The organism is Bacillus sp. AFS017336, from assembly GCF_002555445.1.
GTDB lineage: Bacteria > Bacillota > Bacilli > Bacillales > Bacillaceae_G > Gottfriedia.
This window is the reverse complement of record NZ_NUCO01000021.1, coordinates 250,280-266,712: the sequence shown is the minus strand read 5'-3', so window position 1 is coordinate 266,712 and position 16,433 is coordinate 250,280. Positions and strand designations below refer to the sequence as shown.

The window sequence follows — 16,433 nt, the reverse complement described above, 5'->3', positions numbered from 1 at the left end:
TTATTTCCTCCAACCAATATAGCTCATCATTCTTCCAGTTTTCCCACCATCTCTACGATGTGAAAAAAAAGTGTCCGGGTTACAGCTTGTACAATAATTTGTCATACTAATATTCTCTTCACTAATGCCCGATTTGATGAGTAATTGTTTGTTTGCTTCTTTTAAATTCAATTTATATTTCCCGTTATGTAAAGTGGTTAAAATATTCCCTGGTATATTTTGTTCAAAAGCATCATTAACTTTATTCATTACAAAATCATCCACTTCATAACAACAATCACCTATTGATGGACCTATTGCAACATGGATATTTTTTAGTTGTATGTTTTCTTCAGTGATCCATTTTTCAATTAAACGACCGCCAATATTTTGCACTGTGCCTTTCCATCCTGCATGTGCTAAACCAATAAATTTACTTGTTGGATCTAGAAAATATAATGGTACACAATCTGCATAGCAAGAAGTCAATAGTATATCTTCTTCGTTAGTATAAAAACCATCAGTCGTTGGTATGCCGCTTTCGTAATCAGTAACGCCTTTACCACAATCGTTTTTTGTTACTTTTACAACGTTGTTCCCATGGACTTGTTCCGAACAAACCCATTTCGTCGTTGAAAGTTTAAGTTTTTGCGCAAGGATTTCTCTATTTTCAACTACTACATCCTTTACGTCATTTACATGTAACCCAAGATTAAAAGAAGAGAAACAACCTTGGCTAACTCCATCATTTTTTGTTGTAAACCCTGCAACTAAATGTTTATATGAGTCTTCCCAAGGTTGAATCTTAAAAGTACCTTCAGTTGATTGAATAAAACTCTCTCTCATATTATTAAGACCTCACAAAACTATTTTAGTAAATATATATGTAAACCACTTAATGGTTTCCTATATTTTACCATAGATTTCACAATTTTGATTGTTTTTGAGAAAACACGCTTATTTTTTTATGTGAATTTTACCGGACTTTCTAGATTTTCTTCTAAATCTACAGTTGAACGGTATTTTACTAGAATGACATCTTCGCCAATCTTTACAATATCTTTCCAATAAATGATCATTTCTTCTTCTTTACTAAAAAAATTCAAACCTTTTCCCGGCTTTGTTAAAACAATCGAAGTAATTTTTCCATTCACCTGATCGATATCTAAATCAACAATATTACCTAGTTTCTTTCCATCAGCAACATTCACTACATCCTTAACTTGAAAATCTGAAATTCTGGCCATTTTACTTCACCATCCTTTTTATAAATATATGAGGTAAAGGCCAAACATCATGATAAATTTAAAATAAAAATGTGTTAGACAATGTTGTTTTTAGGCTCATTCATTGTCTAACACATTAATATCTTAAAATCAGTCTTCCAGCTTAACTAATTATTTAGTTATTGGATTATTGAGATTTTATTATTAATTGGAATAGTATTTCATTAAGTATTCTTGCTAATTTTTTCTAAGAAAAAGATGTATTTACGATGTCTAGCTACGGCTCCTAGCCCCTCGAGGTCATAAGTCAAAGCCCGATGAAAGTAAAAGGCAACTTTCCTCGGTCTTTGACTTATGCTTGTCGGGGCTGAACAGTCGCCTCCGCTTTTCGTTATCCTTGAATATTTTTATTCATTTGTTTTATCGCTGATTTTTCGAGTCTTGAAACTTGTGCTTGTGAGATTCCTATTTCTTCTGCGACTTCCATTTGTGTTTTTCCTTGGAAAAATCTTTTACTAATAATCATTTTTTCGCGATCGTTTAATCGCTTCATTCCTTCACGTAGTGCTAGTTCTTCAACCCATTGCTCGTCCTTATTTTTATCATCACTTAGCTGATCCATTACAAAAATAGGATCTCCGCCATCATTATATATAGGTTCAAATAACGAAACTGGATCTTGAATTGCATCTAGTGCGAATACGATTTCTTCATGTGTTACGCCTAATACTTCTGCAATTTGAACAGGAGTTGGTTCTTTTGAATTCTCTGCTAATAAACGTTCTCTTACTTGTAATGCTTTATAAGCAATGTCTCTTAATGACCTAGACACTCTTATTGGGTTATTATCCCTTAAATATCTTCTAATTTCACCAATAATCATCGGTACAGCATACGTCGAAAATTTTACATTTTGGCTTAAATCAAAATTATCAATAGACTTCATAAGGCCAATACAACCTACTTGAAATAAGTCATCCACAAATTCTCCGCGATTATTAAAACGCTGAATTACACTGAGTACCAGTCGTAAGTTTCCATTTACGATCGTTTCTCTTGCGCTTCTGTCACCGCTTTGCATTGCATGAAATAACTTACGCATCTCATCATTCTTTAAAACTGGAAGCTTTGATGTATCTACACCGCAAATTTCTACTTTGTTTCGTGTCATGATGTTCCCTCCTACTTGGAGTTGCTGTACTATAGGTAAGTATCTCCTTCGGTGGAAAATTTATGCACGAAAAAAAATATACAAAAATAATAAATTTTTGTTTAAAATGATTATTATTAATCGTCACGATCATCGCTAAAAAACCGATTAGAATGAGTATAGACTCATTCTAATCGGTTTTTACTTTAAACCATTTTATTAAACTCTTTTCGAAGTCTTTTAATGATTCGTTTTTCTAATCTGGAAATATAAGACTGCGATATCCCAAGCATATCAGCTACATCTTTTTGTGTTTTTTCTTCGGTTCCATCCAGTCCAAATCGTAATTCCATTATTTGTTTTTCGCGATCATTTAATTGATCTAATGCCTTTGTTAATAATGACTTATCAACATTCGCTTCTAAATCCTTCGTAATTATATCGTCTTCAGTCCCTAATACGTCTGAAAGTAATAATTCATTTCCATCCCAATCGATGTTTAATGGTTCATCAAACGATACTTCAGAACGATTTTTATTGTTTCGGCGTAAATGCATCAATATTTCGTTTTCGATACATCTTGAAGCATATGTTGCTAATTTAATTTTCTTTTCTGGATTAAAAGTATTTACGGCTTTTATAAGTCCAATTGTACCAATACTAATGAGGTCTTCGATATTAATGCCAGTATTTTCAAATTTTCTTGCGATATAAACAACTAATCTTAAATTTCTTTCAATTAATAGTGATCTTGCGCCTAAATCTCCATTTGGAAGTTTCTGCAATAGTTTTTCTTCTTCTTCTCTTGTCAATGGAGGTGGTAATGCTTCGCTTCCTCCAATATAGTAAACTTCATCTGCTTTCAAACCAAGTTTCACTAAGAGCTTATAAAGACCCAATTTAAGTTTTAAGAAAAATCGATTCATTTTCTACCTCCTATGCAATTTCATTAATTGTTCCTTGCATCATTTTTGGATGAAGGATACATTCATATAAATTGTCTGATGACAAAGTAACATGACTCAATCCAACTAAAACCGATCTTGTTGAATACCATTTCCCATTAATTTTCAATTTTACAACTGTAGGTTTAATAGCGATGAGGAATTGATTACTTTGACCGATACTTTTGTAAGGTATATAGGTTCCTTGAAAGAAACTTAAAACGTCTAGTGCTTCAGTATTATGTAATGAACTTGCAGAATCTCTTACTAATTTCACTAACTCTGTTGGTAGGCCATAATCATTTGTTGAACAATCTAAAATGATGACTGGTTTCCTTGATAGTGGTTCATGAAGTGAATTCCCACTATCCATTAATCCTCTTATTTTAATCGAAGTATTGCGCCATACAATTTCCATTTCATACATTTCATTCAATTTCCATTTTGTAAACGAAATTTGATTAATTGATTTCCTTGCGTAAAGTATTACGATTGGTAACATACCAATTACAAAATACCAACTTACTGGATCACCGTAAAAAGATGTTTTCGTTAAATTGGAAGAATTAGTTGCAAATAAATAATGCAGGCCTAGCAATACACCACCTAATACGAATGTAGAAAAATAGAAGATACTCAATAACTGTAAAAATGTAATAATTCGTTGACGCCCGAATGCAGAAAATACGATGAAAAATGATAATAATATTTTCATAAAGGGTGAACCTACTACATATGCATATTGAGTAAACGTCATTAAAACAACGATGGACCCGAGTAATGCCCCTAACAGTGAACGAAAAATAGATACATTTCTTTTTAGAATTAAGCCTGTCAACTGAATAATCAAGAAGTCCATTAACAAGTTTAATAACCAAACAAGATCACCATATATCACCAATTTTGTTCGCCATCCTCTATAGAATATTCATTATATGTAAGTATAGGATGAGCACGGTAAGAAGTCTGTCAAAAAAAGGAATATTCATTGAAGAGTTTTTCGACAATAAAACTACGAAATCTTGATTAGAACGGCAAGGTGAAATATGATATTCTTTGCCTACTTATCCCCTATACACGTTCTTTCTCATAAGCCTGCCTGATAAAGGAGTGAGGATTTGGTTAAATGGATATTTAATTCTCCAATGTTCGAGTTTAATCAAACTAATCCCGCAATTAGAGAACACTCAGCTTGGAAAGGCCATGCTAAATTTGCTTACGATCTAGTCCAATTTGTAAATCCTAAAAAAATTGTAGAATTAGGGACTCATTACGGTTTTTCTTTTTTCTGTTTTTGTCAAAGTGTGAAAAACAATAATATATCAAGTGAATGTTTTGCGATTGATACTTGGCAAGGTGATTTGCATAGTGGTTTATATAATGATGAAGTCTATAATACAGTGTATGAAGTCGTTCAAAATTATTATCAAAAAGAAGCTAAAATGCTACGTTCTTCTTTTGATACTGCAATAAAAAATTTTGAAGACGAAACAATTGATATTCTCCATATCGATGGATTTCATACTTATGAGGCTGTATCACATGATTACACAACTTGGCTTCCAAAGTTAGCGAAGGAAGGAATTGTACTAATACATGATACAGAAGTTAGATTACAAGATTTTGGTGTTTATAAATTTTGGGAAGAGATAAGACAACAGCATCCCTCTTTTGAGTTTACACACTCTCATGGTCTCGGTGTATTATTCCCTAAAGGGTGTAGCGAGAAGTTTAAAAGTGTCTTTAGTGATGTAAATACTTTACAGTTACACTATTCGAAAGAATAAAAAAAACCAAGATAAGAGATTGATCTTATCTTGGTTTTTTATTGCTTTTATTAGCGTCTTTTACGGTTACGTAAGAACGCTGGAATATCTAAGTCATCAAGACTAGTTATATTTTTAGTCGTTTCAACAACTGGAACTTCTTCGCGAATTGGTTCACGTTTAATAGTAGGTTGAGAAGTTTGAGTTGGTGTTGAAATTGTTGGTCTTGCCATTGGTTTTGGAGTAGGCGTTGTAATTACACCTTCAAAGCCAGTCGCAATTACCGTAACGATAATTTCATCTTTTAAGCTTTCATTGATTACAGAACCGAAAATCATATTTACTTCTGCATCACATGCAGTTGATACGATATCTGCAGCTTCTTGTACTTCATATAAACTTAAGTTCGAACCACCAGTAATATTCATCAATACACCTTGTGCTCCATTAATCGAAGTTTCAAGTAATGGACTTGAAATAGCTTTTTTAGCTGCTTCAGCTGCACGGTTTTCACCACCAGCAACACCGATTCCCATTAATGCAGAACCTTTATTTGACATAATTGTCTTAACATCTGCAAAGTCAAGATTGATTAATCCCGGAACAGCGATTAAGTCAGAAATACCTTGAACCCCTTGACGAAGTACATTATCCGCTTCGCGGAATGCTTCTAGCATTGGCGTGTTGCGGTCAACGATTTCTAATAATCGGTCATTAGGAATAACGATTAACGTATCAACGCTTTCTTTCATTGCAGCGATTCCTGTAGCTGCTTGAGTTGAACGCTTTCTACCTTCAAATGTAAATGGACGAGTAACTACACCTACAGTTAATGCACCTAATTCTTTTGCTACTTGTGCAATTACTGGAGCTGCACCTGTTCCTGTACCACCGCCCATTCCAGCAGTGACGAATACCATGTCTGCTCCTTTAAGAGCTTCTTGTAATTGTTCTCTACTTTCTTCTGCGGCTTTCTTACCAACCTCTGGATTAGCACCAGCACCTAAACCACGAGTAAGCTTGCCACCAATTTGCATTTTAACTTCAGCTTTTGATAGATTAAGAGCTTGCGCATCAGTATTAACTGCAATAAAGTCTACACCTTGTACTCCATGTTCAATCATTCGGTTTACAGCGTTATTTCCGCCTCCACCTACACCAATTACTTTTATTTTTGCTAAAGCATCTACATTTGTATCAAAATCTAACATGATTGATCCCCCTACTTTTCAAATTCATCACAAATTTAATCCCATAAATATTTAAAAATGCTTTTAACTTTACTCATGACGCGCTCTTCATCCTGCTGTTTTGGTTTTGTATTTGAATTTGAAACAGCCACAGGTTTTCGTTCATTTGATTCAAATGCAATATTAGAGCTAAGTTTTTTGCCACGCATTTTTGATTTATAAAAAGCATACTTAATTAATCCAACACCAGTAATGTATTGTGGTTCTCTAACACCGATATAGTCTGGTGTAGCTACCCTTACATTATTTTTAAATACTTTTTGAGCTAGATCGATTACACCTGTCATTGTAACAGTTCCTCCAGTTAGTACAAAACCACCTGGTAAATTGTTACCTCTCATTCTTACAAGTTCATTTTGAACCATTATGAAGATTTCTTCTAATCTAGCTTCAATTATGTCAGAAATTTCTTGCTGACTGAATTGTTGATGCTGCTCACTGCCCATGATTGGTACACTAAGTACTTCTTCGGATAATGCAGTATCATAAAAAGCATGTCCGAATTTAACTTTAATTTTTTCAGCATCTTCTGTGGATGTCTTAAGACCGATTGATATATCTTTTGTAATATGTTCTCCTCCAACTGGTAAAACCGAAGTCGCTATCAAAACGCCTTCTCTAAAAAGAGAAATTGAAGTTGAACCTCCACCAATATCAACTAGTGCCACACCTAAATTTTTCTCATCCTGCTTTAATGCGATCGTACTTGCAGCCATAGGTTGTAGACATATATCAGTTACTTCTAACCCCGCTCTTTCGACACAACGAAGTATATTATGTACAAGTGTTCTCGAACCGGTAATTAATGTACCCTCCATCTCAAGTCGTACACCAATCATTCCTCTTGGGTCTTTTACCTCAGAAAGGCCATCTACAATGTATTCATGTGGAACAACATCGATAATTTCTCTTTCAGGTGGTATTGAGATTACTTGAGCCTGATCCATTACCCTTAAAACATCTTCATTGTCAATTTCTTTATTTTCCTTCGAAACTGCGACTACGCCGTTAGTACTAATTAACTGCACTTGATTAGCACTAACCCCTACAATTACTTTGTCAATATGAATGCCAACCATTCTTTCTGCTTGATCAATTGCTTTTTTGATTGATTTGACTGTTTCATCTATATCAACTATTGATCCACGTTTTAATCCAGAAGATTTAACATTCCCCACTCCAATAATATTAAGAGTGTCGTTAACTAGTTCTCCTATGATTACTTTTATTGTTGAAGTTCCAACGTCAAGACTCACATAGATCTCATTGCTGTTCATGATGGCACCTCCTTTTTCTCTCTATCTATTATAATCGAACATCAATTCATTCTTTAATATCATATATGACATCTATTCAACATTTACAGGGTTTTTCCTCTTTTTTAATTTTGATTTTTCATAATCTTTTTAATTTTTTTCATCATTCTTTATTAACTACTAGTCTACACTAACATAAAAAGATAAAAAAGACTTGAACGTACATTTTACTAATTATAAAAGGCTAATTTGAGCCATTTTCACTATCTGCACTATAAGGTGAAAAGTACGCTCCAACTTCTAAGTGTATTACCCCTTTTTGATCTTTAGGTATTGACTTTAAAATTAGTGGGTAGTTTGACATCTTATTAGAGAATTTTCTTATGGTAGTTTTGACTTCATACCCTTCATTCGTAAAGAGTGTAATTAATAATGGGTCATCACTACTTGGCGTATAATCTATTTCAGAAATTGAATGAAATATGCTCGATGGCATTTTTTTCAATTCTGCAGCCATTTCCTGTAGTTCATCACCTTGTTTCCAACCAATTAATTCGGGAACGATCGTATTTCCTAGTGAATTTTTTGCTTCAATAAGTACGCCACTTTCTAATAACAAATGTTTTTTCCCGTTGAATATAGCCTGTCCTACAGGTTGAAATTCTTTTACGTCGATTTCAACTTTGTTTGGGAATCGCTTATGCACGACAACTGTTCGAATTGTATTTTGGCTTTCAAGTCTTTCTTCAACCAGCCTAGATCTAATTGTCAAAAAGTTATCATTAATGCTTAAATCGGCTAATTTTTCAATTTCTTTATCAGAATAGAGATGATTACCATTAATGACTAAATTAATTTTTGAACCAATTGATGTTTGGAAATACAATACACATAAAAGCAAAGAAAAAAACAAAAGAATTGTCACAAGTAATCGCATATTAACTTTTTTACGTTTTTTATTACGCAAAACAGGCACACGGTCTTCTAAACTAATAATCTTATTTTCCTGCATAATTATGCCTCCATTATCAATGTTCAACTAAAAATTCCTTTTTCATTACGTTTGCTTAAGAAGTAATTCAAGAATAATAAAAAATAGAACAGCAAATGAATGCCATTCTATCTTGGGCATCATATGCTATTGTAAATTATAGCATATAATTTGGTTAGTTTAGAAGAAACTTACAATTTTTTCCCAACTATTTCTACTTCTGTTTCAAGTTGGACATTAAATTTTTCTAATATAGTTTTCTTGATGAATGCTATTAAGTCAAGAACGTCTTTTGAAGTAGCATTTCCAGCATTAACGATAAAGTTGCCATGCATTTCTGAAACTTTAGCTCCACCAATTTGATAACCTTTTAACTCTGCACGTTCAATTAAATTTCCAGCATACTGAGGTAGTGGGTTACGGAAAATACTACCAGCACATGGATAATTCCAAGGTTGTGTTTCTCTGCGATAATCTTTATTTTTTTGCATTAATGCAGTTGAAGCTTCCTTCGAACCTTCTTGTAGTTGAAGTTCTGCTTCGATAACGAAACCTTTACGTTTATGTTGTAAAACTGAAGTTCGGTAAGAAAAATCTAGTTCTTCATTCGTTAACCATTCAAATTTTCCATCAGGAAATAAAATATGAGCTCTAGCTGTAATTTTCGAGAAATCCGATTGGTGTGCGCCAGCATTCATATAGACTCCGCCACCAACGCTACCTGGAATACCACTTGCAAATTCTAATCCAGATAAACCTTTTCTACTTAATTGAGTAGCTAAACGAATAACGGAATACCCAGCACCAACAATTACTTTTGTTCCAGCTACTTCGATATGGTCTAAGCAATCACTTACTTTAATAACGACACCTTCAATACCTTGATCTGAGACAAGTAAATTTGATCCTCTTCCGATCACAGTCACATTAATTCCATGTTCATTTGCAAGGTTGATAATCTCTTTAATTTCATTCACAGTTTTTGGAATGACCAAATACTCCGCTGGTCCTCCAATTTTCATCGTCGTATGATTTGCTAAAGGCTCATTTATTAGAAGACTCGAGTCATTTAATACTTCCTTTAATTTTGATTCAAACATTCGATTTATTTCCCCCTTTAGCTTATAGTTTCCTCTGATACATTTTTATTTTATTTCGAACTTGTTCGTGCAAGTTCTACTTACTTATTTCCTCTAATACGTTAACAAGTTTTTTTGCAGCATCCGGTACACCAATTTGTAAAGATGCATTTTTCATCTCTTCAAGTTTAATAGGATTTAGTAATACTTTTTCAATTTCATTTACTAAATATTCACTATTAAAGTTTTTTTCCAATATAACAATTGCCGCACCGTTTTTCTCAAGTGACCTAGCATTTACTTCTTGATGATTATTCGTTACATACGGACTTGGTATTAATATACTCGGTTTTCCTAATGCGGTTAACTCTGCTAAAGTAGTAGCTCCTGCTCTTGAGACAACTAAGTCTACTTCTCTCAAAACTTCCGGCATATTATGTAAAAATGGTTTAACGACCACATTACTTGGATTTCCGACTTTATTTACTTCCTCAATAACAGAATCATAGTGTACTTCTCCAGTAACATAAATCATTTGATAATCTTTTTCACCTAATTGATTTACACTTTTTAGGAATGCTTGATGAATCGGTCTTGCTCCTCTAGAACCACCAACAATTAGAACTGTACGTTTACCTGATTCTAATCCTAACGATTCCAGTACTGTAGGGTTCGAGTTTCCAAGTACTTCAGAAGCTCTTGGGTTACCTGTGAATACTACTTTTTCTTTATCAAAGTATTCAGCAACCTCTTCAAAACAGATCGCAACTTTGGTTACATAACGATTTAAGAACTTATTTGTTAACCCCGGTATACTATTTTGTTCATGGATTACTGTTGGAATACCGAGTTTTGCTGCAGCATAAACAACAGGTCCACAAACGTATCCTCCCGTACCAACAACCACATCCGGTTTAAATTCACGAATTATTTTTTTACTATCTGATACACCTTTTAAGAATCGATAGATTGTTTTAAAGTTCTCTAGTGATAAACTTCTTTTGAATCCTGTAATTACAATAGATTTAAAAGGTATGTTTGCTTTAGAGACAATTCCTTTTTCTAATCCATTTTCTGTACCAACATATAAACATTCTACATTGGAATCTTGTTTTTTTAACTCTTTAATTAGCGCAAGTGCTGGATAAATATGACCACCAGTACCCCCACCACTAACTAAAATTTTCATAAAGATCCTCCTAAATTACAAAACATAAAATTACTTAAAACAGTTTAAGTAGTTATTATACCAATATTATCACTATCATTCTAATTGTTTTTTCTTTAAAAATAAAGAAACTCACGATTCAATGGCAGAAATCAAATGTTATAGTGATGAATTAATAAAGGATCCGCAAGAAAATGAGGATTAGTTGAGGTTTTTTTTACTTTTGATTGAATATCGTTTACTTTATTCCAAATTTTACTGCGTATTGAATGGATTATTGTTTGGTTTGAATATAGAATCACCTTAAAAAGGACTATAGCAACCTATTTTAGTATTATATCAACGAGGATTTGTGATATATCAACGAGAATTTGTGATTTATCAACGAGAATTTGTGATTTATCAACGGAGTTCACAGCTTTATCAATATAGTTCACTTAGTGTTCGGGTTTCTCAATAGTCTGTTAATCACTTACACTTGGAGTTCCTTTGCAATTCGCTCTGCCAAATAAAAAGAAGTTGTCTCATAAGTGCTTTGACTTATGGGACAACCCCTTTTTCCAATTTTTAGTCGGTCTTATTAAGAGCGAGCATGTCTACTAATATTCAATAATACTCCAACTGCTAATAACATTAAGGTTAATGACGAACCACCATAGCTTAAAAATGGTAATGTAATCCCTGTAACAGGCATTAAACCAATTACAACACCTATGTTAATCATTACCTGTATCGCAATCATTGAGACAATTCCTACCGCTAAAAAAGTACCGAATAAATCAGGTGCACTTAAGGCAATTCTAATCCCTCTCCAAAGTAATAAAGAGAATAATAAAATGACAAATGATCCACCAATAAATCCTAACTCTTCTGATAGAATTGCGAAAATAAAGTCAGTTTGTGGCTCTGGTAAGTACATAAATTTCTGTCTACTTTGTCCTAATCCTAAACCGAATAATCCACCTGGCCCAATTGCATAAAGCGATTGGATAATTTGAAATCCCGTACCTAATGGATCTGACCATGGATCTAAAAATGAAGTAATCCTTTTAATTCGATAAGGAGCAGAGGCAATCAAGGCAACAAAACCTGCAACCCCGACAATACCTAAACTCATAAAATGAGATATTCTTGCTCCGGCTACAAATATTATAATTACACATGTTCCTACCATTACAGTGCCTGTTCCTAAATCTGGTTGTAGCATAATTAAACCAAATGCAAGGAATACTAGTCCTAATGTCGGTACTAGTCCTTTTTTAAAGGAAGTAATATTCTTCTGATTATCAGCTAAATATTTTGATAGAAATACCATCATACCAAGCTTCATAAACTCAGAAGGCTGAATAGAGAATGCACCAATACCGATCCAACTTCGTGCACCACCTCGTACTAAACCAATTCCTGGAACTAGTACAAGTACCAACAAGATAAAACAAGCGATTAATATTTTTTTTGCATGTGTTCTGAAAAGCCAGTAGTCAATATTTGAAACTACAAACATCCCCATTACTCCAACCCCAGCAAATAGTAATTGCCGCTTAGCAAAAAAGAACGAATCATGAAACTTATAAGATGCCCATATTGCACTAGCACTGTAAACCATAATCATACCTACTGTTAATAATGATAGCGTAACTAGAACAAGAATCATGTCAGGACTATTTTTTTTCTTTGTTGGCACTTTAAATACACCTCAACTTTTGAATTAAACAAGCCTTACATTAATTTATGCACTGCTTGTATAAATTTATTACCACGTTCTTCAAAAGTCTTAAATTGATCCCAGCTTGCACAAGCAGGTGACAGTAAAATAATATCTCCAACTTCTGAATGAGCGAATGCTTCATTTACAGCATCTTCAACATTATCAACCGATTTTACTACTTTCATTCCTGCTTTTTCTGCGGATTCAATTAATTTCTTAGCTGTTTGACCATAAGTGACCATTTTTTTTACATTTTTAAAATAAGGAATTAAATCATCAAAGCTATTTCCACGATCTAATCCACCAGCAATTAATATGACTGGTTTTTCAAAAGAAGAAATTGCTTTTTGTGTTGCTAAAATATTTGTAGCTTTTGAATCATTATAAAATTTTCGCTTATCTATTTCAGTTACATACTGAAGTCGGTGTTCCACACCAGTAAAAGTTGTTAAAACCTTTTCAATCGCTTCATTTTCAACATCTAGAAGCTTTGAAATTGCGACTGCAGCTAATATATTTTCTAAATTGTGTTTACCAGGTAAGACAATTTTTCCAAGTTCAATAACTTTTTTCTCTTTAAAATAAATAAAGCCATTTTGAACATATGCGCCATCTTGGACGATTTTTGTTGAAGAGAATGGAATTATTTTCGCTCTAATTTGAGAAGCCATACCCATTACATGTTCATCATCAAAATTAACGACTGCAAAATCGTTCTCAGTTTGATTTTTAAATATGTTAGCTTTTGCTTTAATATACTCATCTTTTGTACCATGATAGTCCAAATGAGCTTCAAATATATTTGTAATTAATGATATTTTCGGACGGAAAACTTCGATCCCCATTAACTGAAATGAGGAAAGCTCGGTAACAATGATATTATCTTCATTTGCTTTTTCTGCAACTTCACACGCAACTGTCCCTATATTTCCTGCTACTAATGGTTTCTTATTTCCTTCTTGTAGCATATTTAATGCCAAAGTTGTAGTTGTTGTCTTCCCATTAGATCCTGTAATTCCAATGAATGGTGCTTCACTTATTAAATAAGCAAGCTCTATTTCTGTATAAACCGGAATATTACGCTTTAATGCTTCAATTAATAATGGATTTGTATAAGGAATTCCTGGATTTTTAACGATACAAACTGGTTGATCATCTAGTAATGATGCAGGATGTTCTCCGCAAACTACGTTAAATCCTTCACTTTTTAATTTTTGAGCAATTTCATTTTGTTCAAATGGAGTACGGTCATTTACTGTGACCGTTGCTCCTAACTTTTTTAATAAATGACTTGCAGCATAGCCGCTTTTGGCCATACCTAAAACTAATACTTTTTTATCTTGAAAATTCTTCACGTTTTTCAATTACATCCACACCTCGATATAGATTCCTAATAATGCAAAAAGCAATCCAACAAACCAAAATGTTACAACTACACGCCACTCAGTCCATCCAGATAATTCATAATGATGGTGCAAAGGACTCATTTTAAATACTCTTTTACCAGTTGCTTTAAAAGATGCAACTTGGATCATTACTGAAAGTGTTTCAATAACAAAAATACCTCCAATAACAACAAGTAAAATTTCTAAATGAGTAACGATCGCGATTGCAGCTAATGCTCCACCTAATGCTAATGAACCTGTATCACCCATAAAAACCTTCGCTGGGTGTGCATTAAATACTAAGAAACCTAATACAGCTCCTACAACTGCAATTGAAAATATTGCAACATCAAGCTGGTGTTGGTTGTAAGCAAGAACTGCATATGCACCAAACGCGATTGCAGCTGTACCTGATACAAGGCCATCTAATCCATCTGTTAAATTTACTGCGTTTGAAGTACCAACCAACATAAAGATGATTAATAAAACATAAATAAAGCCTAAATCAAATGAATAATTCGTCCCTGGGATCGAAATAGATGTAGAGACTCCCATTGCACGGATTGCGAAAAATACAATGATAGAGACAATTACTTGGCAAATGAATTTTTGTTTAGAAGTTAATCCTAGATTTCTTTTTTTAACAACTTTGATATAGTCATCTAAAAATCCAATTACTCCAAAACAGATTGTGACAAATAATAATACATATGTACGTGTTGATAAAACATCAAAATACATAGAAATTAAAAGTGCAGATAAACTTAAAGCAATTAATATGATAATCCCACCCATTGTTGGGGTTCCGGATTTCTTTTTATGAGATTGTGGACCTTCGTCACGGATACTCTGTCCAAATTTAAGTTTTCTTAAGTACGGTATAAAAATAGGCGATAAAATGACTGCAATGATAAATGCTGTAATCATAGCAACTAAAATTGACGGTTCTAGCATTATGCGCCCTCCTTTCTAAAGCTGTGTTTGTTTACTTAATAGTTTAATTCTTTTATACGGAATTATGAAAGCAATTTTTCACATTACAAAGAAGAGGATACTATCCTCTTCTTTGTAAAATTGCTTCTTTAGCTTCTTCAACATCATCAAAATGTGAAACATTCGTTCCAATTATTTGATATGTCTCATGACCTTTACCTGCAATAACTATAATATCATGTTTTTGCGCATTTTGAATCGCAAATGTTATAGCTTTTTTACGATCTTCTATTACCGTTATATTATTATGCTCTAATCCACGTTTCATGTCTTCTAAAATTAAATTTGGATCTTCAGTTCTTGGATTATCTGATGTAAAGATTGCTTTTGTTGAAAGATCTGCTGCAATTTTACCCATTAGAGGGCGCTTTGTTCGATCACGATCTCCACCGCAACCTACAACAGTATAAATATCATTTTTTGCAAATTGTTTTACGGTATTTAATACATTTTCTAAACTATCAGGTGTATGAGCGTAATCTACAATAACTGTAAAATCTTGGCCTGCGTTAACTGCTTGAAAACGTCCAGGTACACCATCAATTGTTGAGACTGCGTCTAAAATCGTGCCCATTTCTATATTTAATGCGATACCAGCACCAATTGCTGCTAACACATTATATACATTAAAAGTACCAATTAACTTCATTTCAACAACATATTGTTTATTTAAAAAGTGTAGAGTGAATCTAGTTCCAGCATTCGTTAATTCAATTTCATCTGCAAATAGATCCGCTTCCTCACTTAAGCCATAAGTTATTAGATTTGCTTGCGTAAACTTCATATATTCATCCGAAGCAGGATCATCATTATTTAGAATTGCAAATTTAGTTTTTTGTGCTACAAAGCTATTACCTAATTGAGAGAATAATAAGCCTTTAGCCTTTTTATATTCTTCCATCGTTCCATGATAATCTAAGTGATCTTGTGATAGATTTGTAAAAACAGCGATATCATATTCACAACCATGGACACGACCTAAATGCAATGCATGTGATGAAACTTCCATTACTGCAGTATCAACATCAGCCTCTACCATTTTGGCAAACATAGATTGTAGAGTTAAACTATCAGGAGTTGTGTTTTTTGTTTCAAAAACTTCTTCTCCAATTTTCATGCCAATTGTGCCGATCACACCCGTTTTTTTCTTATTGTTTTTTACAATTTCTTCGATAATATATGAAGTCGTTGTTTTACCATTCGTACCAGTAATACCAACTAAATTTAATTTATTTGTTGGATTTCCATAAAATGCATTCCCAATTACAGCCATTGAGCGATTAGTGTCTTTTACATATGCAACCGGGACACTTGATTCGATTGTTTTTTGTGCAAGTATTGCTACTGCTCCCTTTTCAATCGCTTGATTAACATATTGATGTCCATCAACTGTATATCCTTCAATACAGATGAATAAATAACCCGGCTTAACATTTCTTGAATCCATTTCAACTCCAGTGATCTCCGGATTTTCCGATGGAAGATTCACTAAAGGATTTAATCTTGATAGTAAAGTGTGAAGTTTCATAGTAATTCCT

The 16,433-nt window shown here is 33.3% G+C and carries 15 protein-coding genes; 1 reads left to right on the top strand and 14 read right to left on the bottom strand.

The window, feature by feature from the left end:
* The 5 genes from pgeF to spoIIGA all read right to left on the bottom strand — a co-directional run bounded on the left by pgeF (window position 1) and on the right by spoIIGA (window position 4,197).
* Entirely contained in the window at window positions 1–825 is an 825-nt protein-coding gene (gene pgeF / locus CN601_RS13110; RefSeq protein WP_098171277.1) for a peptidoglycan editing factor PgeF, read from the bottom strand.
* A 119-nt stretch (window positions 826–944) separates the two neighbouring features.
* Window positions 945–1,226: a YlmC/YmxH family sporulation protein gene (locus CN601_RS13105; RefSeq protein WP_098117626.1), complete on the bottom strand. Its 282-nt coding sequence runs from the start codon at window positions 1,224–1,226 to the stop codon at window positions 945–947.
* 370 nt (window positions 1,227–1,596) lie between these two features.
* Window positions 1,597–2,376, bottom strand: a complete 780-nt coding sequence (gene sigG, locus CN601_RS13100) for an RNA polymerase sporulation sigma factor SigG (protein ID WP_056471070.1) — start codon at window positions 2,374–2,376, stop codon at window positions 1,597–1,599.
* A gap of 185 nt (window positions 2,377–2,561) precedes the next feature.
* Window positions 2,562–3,281: an RNA polymerase sporulation sigma factor SigE gene (sigE, locus tag CN601_RS13095; protein ID WP_056471072.1), complete on the bottom strand. Its 720-nt coding sequence runs from the start codon at window positions 3,279–3,281 to the stop codon at window positions 2,562–2,564.
* A 10-nt stretch (window positions 3,282–3,291) separates the two neighbouring features.
* Window positions 3,292–4,197 carry a sigma-E processing peptidase SpoIIGA gene (spoIIGA, locus tag CN601_RS13090; RefSeq protein ID WP_257131712.1) on the bottom strand — a complete coding sequence of 302 codons (906 nt, stop codon included), beginning with the start codon at window positions 4,195–4,197 and terminating at the stop codon, window positions 3,292–3,294.
* 247 nt (window positions 4,198–4,444) lie between these two features.
* On the opposite strand from spoIIGA, the gene CN601_RS13085 reads away from it, so the two are divergent.
* A complete protein-coding gene (locus CN601_RS13085) occupies window positions 4,445–5,086 on the top strand; it encodes a class I SAM-dependent methyltransferase (protein WP_098171347.1) in 642 nt (213 codons plus the stop codon).
* A 50-nt stretch (window positions 5,087–5,136) separates the two neighbouring features.
* Here CN601_RS13085 and ftsZ read toward each other — a convergent pair whose 3' ends face one another.
* From ftsZ to CN601_RS13040, 9 genes are all read right to left on the bottom strand, one after another.
* On the bottom strand, window positions 5,137–6,276 hold the full coding sequence (gene ftsZ, locus CN601_RS13080) for a cell division protein FtsZ (RefSeq protein WP_098117628.1): 1,140 nt from the start codon (window positions 6,274–6,276) through the stop codon (window positions 5,137–5,139).
* A gap of 35 nt (window positions 6,277–6,311) precedes the next feature.
* Entirely contained in the window at window positions 6,312–7,592 is a 1,281-nt protein-coding gene (ftsA, locus tag CN601_RS13075) for a cell division protein FtsA (RefSeq protein ID WP_098117630.1), read from the bottom strand.
* A gap of 223 nt (window positions 7,593–7,815) precedes the next feature.
* A complete protein-coding gene (locus tag CN601_RS13070; RefSeq protein WP_098117632.1) occupies window positions 7,816–8,583 on the bottom strand; it encodes a cell division protein FtsQ/DivIB in 768 nt (255 codons plus the stop codon).
* 170 nt (window positions 8,584–8,753) lie between these two features.
* Window positions 8,754–9,662, bottom strand: coding sequence for a UDP-N-acetylmuramate dehydrogenase (gene murB / locus CN601_RS13065; protein WP_098171276.1), 909 nt, complete (start codon window positions 9,660–9,662; stop codon window positions 8,754–8,756).
* Window positions 9,663–9,738: 76 nt separating this feature from the next.
* Entirely contained in the window at window positions 9,739–10,830 is a 1,092-nt protein-coding gene (gene murG / locus CN601_RS13060; RefSeq protein ID WP_098117634.1) for an undecaprenyldiphospho-muramoylpentapeptide beta-N-acetylglucosaminyltransferase, read from the bottom strand.
* A gap of 559 nt (window positions 10,831–11,389) precedes the next feature.
* Entirely contained in the window at window positions 11,390–12,463 is a 1,074-nt protein-coding gene (gene spoVE, locus CN601_RS13055; RefSeq protein ID WP_098117775.1) for a stage V sporulation protein E, read from the bottom strand.
* A 65-nt stretch (window positions 12,464–12,528) separates the two neighbouring features.
* The gene (gene murD, locus CN601_RS13050) at window positions 12,529–13,881 is read right to left on the bottom strand and encodes a UDP-N-acetylmuramoyl-L-alanine--D-glutamate ligase (protein ID WP_098117635.1); all 1,353 of its coding nucleotides are present in this window, start codon (window positions 13,879–13,881) and stop codon (window positions 12,529–12,531) included.
* Window positions 13,882–14,856 carry a phospho-N-acetylmuramoyl-pentapeptide-transferase gene (gene mraY, locus CN601_RS13045; RefSeq protein ID WP_098117637.1) on the bottom strand — a complete coding sequence of 325 codons (975 nt, stop codon included), beginning with the start codon at window positions 14,854–14,856 and terminating at the stop codon, window positions 13,882–13,884. It lies immediately after the preceding gene.
* Window positions 14,857–14,956: 100 nt separating this feature from the next.
* On the bottom strand, window positions 14,957–16,423 hold the full coding sequence (locus CN601_RS13040; RefSeq protein WP_098117639.1) for a UDP-N-acetylmuramoyl-L-alanyl-D-glutamate--2,6-diaminopimelate ligase: 1,467 nt from the start codon (window positions 16,421–16,423) through the stop codon (window positions 14,957–14,959).
* Window positions 16,424–16,433 lie beyond the last annotated feature (10 nt).

Coding starts and splice junctions, on each gene's coding strand:
- pgeF (WP_098171277.1), bottom strand. CDS start 825: ATGAGAGAGAGTTTTATTCAATCAACTGAAGGTACTTTTAAGATTCAA.
- CN601_RS13105 (WP_098117626.1), bottom strand. CDS start 1,226: ATGGCCAGAATTTCAGATTTTCAAGTTAAGGATGTAGTGAATGTTGCT.
- sigG (WP_056471070.1), bottom strand. CDS start 2,376: ATGACACGAAACAAAGTAGAAATTTGCGGTGTAGATACATCAAAGCTT.
- sigE (WP_056471072.1), bottom strand. CDS start 3,281: ATGAATCGATTTTTCTTAAAACTTAAATTGGGTCTTTATAAGCTCTTA.
- CN601_RS13085 (WP_098171347.1), top strand. CDS start 4,445: ATGTTCGAGTTTAATCAAACTAATCCCGCAATTAGAGAACACTCAGCT.
- ftsZ (WP_098117628.1), bottom strand. CDS start 6,276: ATGTTAGATTTTGATACAAATGTAGATGCTTTAGCAAAAATAAAAGTA.
- ftsA (WP_098117630.1), bottom strand. CDS start 7,592: ATGAACAGCAATGAGATCTATGTGAGTCTTGACGTTGGAACTTCAACA.
- CN601_RS13070 (WP_098117632.1), bottom strand. CDS start 8,583: ATGCAGGAAAATAAGATTATTAGTTTAGAAGACCGTGTGCCTGTTTTG.
- murB (WP_098171276.1), bottom strand. CDS start 9,662: ATGTTTGAATCAAAATTAAAGGAAGTATTAAATGACTCGAGTCTTCTA.
- murG (WP_098117634.1), bottom strand. CDS start 10,830: ATGAAAATTTTAGTTAGTGGTGGGGGTACTGGTGGTCATATTTATCCA.
- spoVE (WP_098117775.1), bottom strand. CDS start 12,463: ATGATTCTTGTTCTAGTTACGCTATCATTATTAACAGTAGGTATGATT.
- mraY (WP_098117637.1), bottom strand. CDS start 14,856: ATGCTAGAACCGTCAATTTTAGTTGCTATGATTACAGCATTTATCATT.
- CN601_RS13040 (WP_098117639.1), bottom strand. CDS start 16,423: ATGAAACTTCACACTTTACTATCAAGATTAAATCCTTTAGTGAATCTT.